The following is an 8,863-nucleotide window of genomic DNA, read 5'->3' as shown; positions in this document are numbered from 1 at the left end:
CATATATTATTTTTATTATACAACATTTGAGACTTAATATAACTAGAAGTTGTTCCACCTCTCTTTATTAAGATAGTTTGAGACCTTGCCTTTCATCCCCACATCTAAAGAAGGGGGCTTTTCGGCAATTTATTGTAATAGCAGGTAAAGCTGTTGGTATTACATTGGTTAAAACATCTACGGTAACTGGTGTTCCTAAACTCGAGACTACATCAGGTGGTCCTACTTCAGGATCCACTGCTAATCCTCCTAATAAATTAGTTGGTAAATTTAAAAGATTTGCATTAGTTATAGCACCGACTGTTACATTATTCCCAAGAGCATCTACAAGAGGAAGTGTTACTCCATTGTAGAATATAAATAGTCCGCCAGCAGCTGCAGTTAAGTTTGGTATTACTACTGGCTTAGTAGGAATTAATAATGCAGTTGTAGCACCTGTAGGAACTCCAGAAAGTGTAGTATAATTAGAAAAGTTGTTAATAGTCGTATGATCGGTAGCTATATTACTTACAAAAGGCATAGACGAAGGTGCCATATTAGTTATAATACCATCTATATTAGTAACTCTAAATGTTGAAGTAACAATAGTTGTAGGAATAACGTTAATAGGTGTCTCTGTTAAAGCAGTCGTATCAGTAGCACTTAAAATAGCAGATGGTATAGTAGTAACACCATTAATAGCGCTTAGAGGTACATTAAAAATAGAATTAACAACTTTATTATTAACTGTATTTGGAGTTACATTACTAAATACAGGTATAGTATTAAAAAGGATTTTAACATCTTTAACTACAGTTGTAGTAACTATATCTGTTAAATAAGAAACAGGCTCGATATACTTCAAAGATCCTTCATAACTCACATAATTTAAGTTAGATTTATTTTCATTTAAATATTCTTGCATACCTGGAGCACAACAACAGTCAGTAGGATAACTCTCAGAAGGTAAGCTCCATGGATAAGATAAACCTTTGCATCCTTTTGTTGAATAATTATAGTTACTACTCTCTACAGTCATTGCCAATTCTGAGCATAAATTTGTTATACTCTTTAATTTTAGTAGCAATTTATTAGCGAAGTCAGTGCTTAAAGCTTGGCTACTTAGAATTTCTATTTTAGCTATAGTACATAGTGATATAGATGTTTTGTCATAGACCATTATATCTTCACCTATAATAACAGGTTTATCAGTTGACGCATATATAAATATTGGGTATTGTAATCCAGTTGTAGCCGTAATTAATATATTTACACTAAATCCAGGAATATTCATTTCTGTAACCGTAGATTGTATAGCAATTAAAGATTCTCTTATGCTCTTAGTACAACAACAATCTTTTATTGGTCTTGGTAGATGATCCTGTGTTGGCTTTGGTTTGTGGTCATTGCAACAATTACATTTGCAATTTGAGCTATAGTTATTATAGCTAGATAGATATTGGACTTATGCTCACTCCAAATTGATTTGTTTGTTCACTAAAACTATTGTTAGGGTCAACAAGCTTTAAAAAAGTACCTCTGTTAGAGTTGGTATCAATAACATAAAAGTCGCCTCTATTACTTCTGTATAAATACAAGTATCCATTAGCATTAACTGTACCAACATTATATCCATTGCCACTTGGTAAACCATTTGGCCTTCCTAAATTAGTACCTGTTCTATCTCCTTCAATTCTATATATGGTCCCATTCAAATTATTTGCTCCTACAAGATTGCAATAAATATAATTATCTACTTTACTATATCCACAACCATTATAATAAAATGTAGGAGAAATTGAACCTAAGTTATTTGTGGCACCAGTGATTAGATTTATTTCTAGATAGTCAGTACCTCCTCCTGATTGGGCAAATTGTATTCCCTCCAATACTTATAGTTACATTATTTGCATTTAACAGTCCTGCATTTCTTAAAATCATTGTATATTTCAATTATTCATCTGGAAGAACAGTGGTTTTATCTACAGTTTTTATTGGAATTATATCACCTGAATTAATTGTGTCTTTATACTTATACTAACATCATTGCAACACTTAAATAAAAATAAAGACATCTAATTTTTATTTAAATACTAAAATTGGATGTCTTCATCAATAACTTATATCTATTTATATTTACAAAGTGTTACCTTAAAAAGTATTATTAGAAACAGGTGTCGTCAAAGATTTAAGCATAACTAAAAGAGCATTGATATCATTATTTTGTTCAAAGTTAAAAGAGGGATATTTAGAAAGGTTTGCTACAGATTGTGTGAATTTTATTAATGAAGAATAACTATTACTATAATCCATTAATTCATTATAAAATACAGCTTCTAAAAAGTATAAATCCCTAAAGTCAGGCATTTCTTTTTTGAAAAATTCTATATAATTAAGACCCTCTTTTATATCCTTTAAGTTTAAACATACTTCCCCTAAACTAACTGCTAGATACGGTCTAAATCCATAATCTTTAGATATAGTATTTAGCGCTTTAACAAAACATTCTTTAGCCTTAATCGGATTTGATATTTTTTGATATTCATTACCAAGACTATAATAATAAAATCCATCTTTTTCATCATCATGATAGCATTTAAGTATATTAATATTTCTTTTTATTTTTTCATCCATATTTATATTATTATGGTCATATCCATAATGATTAAGTATAAAACTAGTAACTTCAAAACAATCTTTAGTCGGACTATTGTCTTCTATAGCTAAATATATTTGCTCATGTAGTCTTCCTATATATCTATAGTCTTTTCTATTTCTAAAAATTCTAAGACTAGAAGTTTCATTTATAGAAATATCTCCAATAAGATTTATTAATCGAAGATAAAAAGCTTCTTTATTGGTATTAGATAATAAATTTTTAAGTAAAATAGCATGTTCTACATATAATTCTTCATCTGCATCTATTGAAAATATCCAATCTTTGGTACACTTATCAAGAGCAAAGTTTCTTGATTCTGAAAAATCATTATTCCATGGATGATCATAAACTTGACAACCAAATGATTTAGCAATATTTATAGTTTCATCAGTAGAACCTGTATCTACTACTATTATTTCATCTGCTATTGATTTTATGCTGTTTAGACATCTAGCAATATTTTTCTCTTCATTTTTTGTAATCAAACAAATGCTTAACATAGTCTCCCCCTAATTTTTTAAGTTTTATGAAATTCTATTCCTAGGATGTCATTAAGTTATTTATCCCACGTCACCTTATTTATTATCTTGGTATAACTTTGTATAATCTTAACTACTTTAATAGATACATTATCATCTTTATAGTCGTTAGCTACTAAAAATATTTCTTTATTTTCATACATAGACTTAGAAATTTCTATAGCTTGTAGTATCTCATTTTTTTTAATTCCACCAATAATTACAGAACCTTTATCTAAAACTTCGGGTCTTTCTGTACTAGTTCTTATAAGGATTCCATTAAATCCAAGTATGGAAGATTCCTCACTTAAAGTTCCGCTATCTGATAAAACACAAAATGAGTCCATTTGAAGTTTATTGTAGTCTAAAAAACCGAATGGTTTTAATATCTTAACTAAAGGGTCGAATTCTATATTTCTTTCTTTTATACGATTTAGACTTCTCGGATGAGTCGAATATATTATAGGTATGCAATACTTGTGAACTACACTATTTATTGAATTTACAATTTCTAACAAGTTATTATCATTGTCTATATTTTCTTCTCTATGTGCACTTACTACTATATAGTTGCCCTTTTCTAGATTTAGTTGGTCTAAGATACTAGAATTTTTGATTTTTTCTATATTCTTAGAAAGGACTTCTTTCATTGGAGATCCAGTAACAAATATATGCTCCTTTTTAAAACCTTCACTGAGTAAATATCGTCTACTATGTTCTGTGTATGAAAGATTTACATCACTTATATGATCTACTATCTTTCTATTTATTTCTTCTGGAACATTTTGATCAAAACATCTATTTCCCGCTTCCATATGAAAAATAGGAACTTTAAGTCTTTTAGCACTAATTGTACTCAAACAGCTATTAGTATCACCTAAAACTAAAATCGCATCAGGTTTTTCAATTTTAATAATATCATAAGATTTTGATATTATATTTCCCATAGTTTCACCTAGGTTATTTCCAACAACCTCAAGAAAAAAATCTGGATTTCTTAACTCTAAATCTTTAAAGAATATTTCATTTAAAGTATAGTCAAAATTTTGACCTGTGTGAACTAGTACATGATTAAAATATTTATCACATGCTTTTATAACTTCTGATAGTCTTATTATTTCTGGCCTTGTTCCAATAATAGTCATTAATTTTAATTTGCTCATTTATACCTCCAAGTAAAACGTATCTGAGTGCTTATTGTCAAAAATTTCATTTGCCCAAAATATAGTTATTAATTCTTTAGAGTCACTAATGTTAGTAATAGAATGAGTATACCCAGGAGGGATATCTATAACTTTTAGTTCTTCTCCTTTAACTAAAAACTCTATTATATTACTTTCATTTACTTTTCTCAATTTTATCTTTGCATATCCATCTATAACCATAAATTTTTCAACTTTGGTGTGATGATAGTGATTTCCCCTTGTTATTTGAGGTTTTGTTTTTGATATGAAGATTTGGCCAAATGTAGTTGATTTTATTAATTCAGCAAGATAGCCTCTATTATCATTTTTTTTATCTAAACTATATAGAAGTTTATTTTCATTTAAATAAGATAAGTACGTTGAGTATAAATATTTTGTAAAAATATCTTCTAGATTAGGTATTGTTGATGTGCAATTTATATCTCTAAAGCTTTTTAAAAGTTCTACTATTTCGCCTATTTTTTTTTCATGAACTGTTTCTATTTCATAATACACAATATCATTATCTATATTTTTATTATTAACATGATTTACAAATTCTTTTACTAAATCATCAATATATATAAGAGGAATATTTTTTTCATAATCTGATATCCATACATCTTTGTTATTAGCTATATTGTAACAAAATGTAGCTACGGCTGAATTGTAGTTTGGTTTACACCATTTTCCAAATACATTTGATAATCTATAGATATATATTTTAGCATTATTTTCACTTTTGTATTCTTTTAGCTTATCCTCGGCTTCTTTCTTACTTTTTCCATAAGCATTTTCTAAGTTAACTTGAGTAGAGGATGTTATAAGTATCGGTATATTTTTATTGAATTTTTTGATTATATTTATAAGCTTTTGTGTAAAATCTCTATTTCCTTTTGAGAAGTCAATTTCATCTTTGGGTCTATTTACACCAGCTAAGTGAAAAATAAAATCTGATTTTTTAACCCCATTTTCTAAATCTTCATCAGTATTGTCTATATCTATTTCTATAATTTGGTGTATATTTTCTTCTTTTAATTTACATACTAGATTCTTACCAATAAAACCATTTGATCCAGTTACTAATATATTCATAAGTTAGCCTCCTAAATCTTACTTAACTCATCTTGTATATACGGCAATTTAAGAAGTAATTTCTTTACTCCGTCAATATCTAATTGAGTTGTATTTTTTGAATTATAATCTTCTTCCTTTGTTACTTTTTCATCTCCAATTGTAAAATACTTTTCTACATTTCTAGATACATTAGCACAAGGAAGTCTAAAATATTCTCCTTTATCTTCAACCTTAACAAAATCTTCTCTTGATAAAAGTGTTTCATGCTTTTTTTCACCATTTCTAGTTCCGATAATTTTAATTCCCACATCAGATTTAAACAATTCTTTTAAAGCTCTTGCCAGATTTAAAACAGTAGAGGCAGGTGACTTTTGAACAAATATATCACCTTGAATTCCGTATTCTAAGGCGTATAAAACCAGATTGACAGAATCTTCAAGAGACATTAAATATCTAGTCATCTCAGGATCTGTTATTGTTAAGTCTTGATTGTTTTTTATCTGTTCTACAAATAATGGAATAACAGAACCTCTTGAAGCCATTACATTGCCATATCTAGTTGCACAAAATACTGTTTCATTATCTCTGGAATTTAAAGCAATAGAGGACATTATTTTTTCAGCCAAAGATTTTGACATCCCCATAGCATTTACAGGATGTACAGCCTTATCTGTACTTAATAATATTACTTTTTTTACATTGTTATTTGCAGCTGATCTAAATACATTTTCGGATCCAAGTATATTAGTTTTAACGGCTTCCATAGGATAAATTTCACAAGACGGAACCTGTTTTAATGCAGCAGCATGAAAAACATAGTCAACATTTTTCATTGCATAGTTTAAACTTTCATAATCTCTTGTATCTCCTATGTAAAATTTGACTTTATTACTTCTAATTTCTTGTCTTAAGTCATCTTGTTTTTTTTCATCTCTTGAAAATACTCTTATCTCTTTTATATTTGTATCTATAAACTTTTTTAAAACTGTTGAACCAAAGGATCCTGTACCACCTGTTATTAACAAAATCTTATCTTGAAACATAGTACCCTCCATTATTATATTTTTTATCTCATTTAATATATTAAAAAGAAAATAGTCTTGTAACATATTTTATGATATACACATATATATTTATGAAGGTATTTTCTAATAATTTTAAATTTATTTGCAAATATATTATCAATAAAAATAGTATTATTACATTAATTAAATTAGAGAAAATAACATATGATTACAGGAGATTAGTTAAAAAAACTTTTATAGGAGGATTAAGATGAAAATAGGTTATGTTGTTACTTTGTTCATTGATAAAGGTGGTCAATTTTATGATACAGATATAGATATGACTAGAAAGTGTTTTGAAAGCTTAACTTATAGTGAAGATGTCTGTTTATTTATTTATAATCAGGGCGGGCTATCTGAAGAAGAAGTTCATGATTTAGTAAAGTCTTATAGTTTAGAATATTATATTTTAGGTAGTGGTATAAATGTTGGTATTCCTAAAGCAAGATATATAACTATTAATCATATATTAACTCATTATCCTGAAATTCAGTATATAGCAGAAATCCATTTAGATATGATTTTTATGGCAAATTGGCATCTTCCTTTAGTTGAATTCTTACAAAAAAATGAAGATCCAATGGTATGCCCTAGAATTGTAGAAGGATCAAATAATAATTTTAAGCTTCAAGATAATTACACTAATGTACAATTGTCCCCTGACTTAAACTCTAAATTAAATGAGCTTGAATCATTTACAGAAGATAAAGTAATTGACAATTTCACAAATCCAGTAATATATAAAGCAGAAGCCCTGAGAGGTATCCATTATTATGATATTGGATTCTTAACAGGAAAGCAAACATATGAAGATACAAGTTTACTAATTGCATTTAGATACTATATGGGAACTAAATCTAATTGGGTCCCTAGATGCTATTTAAAATCTTGCGTGTATCATCAAATAGAAGGCCAACGACTTAGAGTAATGACTGGTGAAGATGCTAGTAAAAACTTAATGGGCATGGTTCAACAATTTGGAGCTTATGGTATAGAGCAATGGGCTATAATGAACAATAATCATGCTTACTGGTATGAAATGTATGAAAGTATGATTATTGATAAAAATGCATATAATTTTCAATCTTAAATAATCACTATTATTTAATAGTTCATCAGATATCTCTAGGTCATTTTAAGGCATCTGTAGTAAAAATGACATAAAAAGTCCGTTGAATAAACTAAAATTCAACGGACTTTTTATTTCATTTTTACTATATTCTATTTTAAGGAATTAGTCGACGCTTCAACATGTCTTATATATTTTAATTTTTCTTCAAAATATTCTTCGTCTTTATAGCAATTAATATAATATTCTTCAAATCTATCATAATCCATATCTATTCTACCACTTTGCCTATTTCTAATTTCGGTTATTAAATGACCTGCTATATCAGTTTCAAGGCAGTATTTTTTCTCAAATTTCAAAGCATCTTCACTAAGCCCATAAGGAATGTATTCACTTAATATACCAAAATAGCTTTTAATGAAAATCTCTCCTATATTTATCTGTCTTCTTCCTCCTTGAGAAACTGGAGGTACTACAACTACTCCCCCTATCATACAAAACTTAGGATTCCTTTTTAATATTTCCATCTGTATATAAACTTGCAATATCTCACTACCTATATATTTTTCTTTATTTTCTATTTGTCTACAAGCTGAATTTCTTACAACTATTATGGTTATAGCAGTCATATTCATGGAGTTTATTCTGCATTTTAGATATTGATCATATCCCTCACCTATGAACTGTGCTTGGTTATACATTCCACTATTCATATAAAATAAATCTACATCAGGTATTGCTAGAATTACATTTGTAATATAATTCATACAATCTTGTGTTAAAAAATCATCATCTCCATGAAATTTTATATATTCACCTCTTGCTAAGTCCATAACAGTAATTAAATTCCTATCAAAACCTACATTTTCAACTTGTTTATGATAAAGTAAATTATCATATATATTTAGATATTTTTTCACTACTTCTTCAGTATTATCAGTGGATGCATTATCACTTATTAATACCTCAAATTTACTATTATTTCCAATTTGGCCATATATCCAATTCAAAACACCATCTAGATGATTAGCTCTATTAAAGGTTGGTATTCCAATAGTTAATAGGGGATTTGTTTTCACTCATAATTACCTCCTTAAATCCTAAACCTTATCATTTTTTGCTATTTCTCCATAAGACAAAAACAATAAGGTATTACTAAATTATATTGAATTTCTGTAACTATTCAGTCAAAGTGAATTACAATATAATTTTCTGACGATACTAAAAATACTTTTAATATCATTAAAAAAACAAAATAATCAATTATAAACTAAAAGTATATACTTTTTTAGTTTATACCTTAATCATCTTAT

8 protein-coding genes are annotated in these 8,863 nt (G+C 27.8%); 1 reads left to right on the top strand and 7 read right to left on the bottom strand.

The window, feature by feature from the left end; translation table 11 throughout:
* Window positions 1-67 precede the first annotated feature (67 nt).
* From ACRC03_RS06780 to ACRC03_RS06755, 6 genes are all read right to left on the bottom strand, one after another.
* Window positions 68-1,273 (bottom strand): hypothetical protein, encoded by a 1,206-nt coding sequence (locus tag ACRC03_RS06780; protein ID WP_438651801.1) that lies wholly within the window; start codon window positions 1,271-1,273, stop codon window positions 68-70.
* Between the two features lie 154 nt (window positions 1,274-1,427).
* Entirely contained in the window at window positions 1,428-1,868 is a 441-nt protein-coding gene (locus ACRC03_RS06775; protein WP_438651800.1) for a DUF6923 family protein, read from the bottom strand.
* 262 nt (window positions 1,869-2,130) lie between these two features.
* Window positions 2,131-3,138: a tetratricopeptide repeat-containing glycosyltransferase family 2 protein gene (locus ACRC03_RS06770; RefSeq protein ID WP_438651799.1), complete on the bottom strand. Its 1,008-nt coding sequence runs from the start codon at window positions 3,136-3,138 to the stop codon at window positions 2,131-2,133.
* A gap of 56 nt (window positions 3,139-3,194) precedes the next feature.
* On the bottom strand, window positions 3,195-4,319 hold the full coding sequence (gene wecB, locus ACRC03_RS06765; RefSeq protein WP_438651798.1) for a non-hydrolyzing UDP-N-acetylglucosamine 2-epimerase: 1,125 nt from the start codon (window positions 4,317-4,319) through the stop codon (window positions 3,195-3,197).
* Complete coding sequence (locus tag ACRC03_RS06760) at window positions 4,320-5,435, bottom strand: polysaccharide biosynthesis C-terminal domain-containing protein (protein WP_438651797.1); 1,116 nt, start codon at window positions 5,433-5,435, stop codon at window positions 4,320-4,322.
* Window positions 5,436-5,446: 11 nt separating this feature from the next.
* On the bottom strand, window positions 5,447-6,460 hold the full coding sequence (locus ACRC03_RS06755; RefSeq protein ID WP_438651796.1) for a polysaccharide biosynthesis protein: 1,014 nt from the start codon (window positions 6,458-6,460) through the stop codon (window positions 5,447-5,449).
* A gap of 232 nt (window positions 6,461-6,692) precedes the next feature.
* Here ACRC03_RS06755 and ACRC03_RS06750 point away from each other — a divergent pair, with 232 nt between their 5' ends.
* Window positions 6,693-7,571: a hypothetical protein gene (locus ACRC03_RS06750; RefSeq protein ID WP_438651795.1), complete on the top strand. Its 879-nt coding sequence runs from the start codon at window positions 6,693-6,695 to the stop codon at window positions 7,569-7,571.
* 131 nt (window positions 7,572-7,702) lie between these two features.
* Here ACRC03_RS06750 and ACRC03_RS06745 read toward each other — a convergent pair whose 3' ends face one another.
* The gene (locus ACRC03_RS06745; protein ID WP_438651794.1) at window positions 7,703-8,629 is read right to left on the bottom strand and encodes a glycosyltransferase family 2 protein; all 927 of its coding nucleotides are present in this window, start codon (window positions 8,627-8,629) and stop codon (window positions 7,703-7,705) included.
* Window positions 8,630-8,863 lie beyond the last annotated feature (234 nt).

It is taken from the genome of Romboutsia sp., from assembly GCF_051659545.1.
GTDB lineage: Bacteria > Bacillota > Clostridia > Peptostreptococcales > Peptostreptococcaceae > JBOFOR01.
The sequence above is the reverse complement of the archived record's forward strand: the minus strand, read 5'-3'. Positions and strand labels throughout refer to the sequence as shown.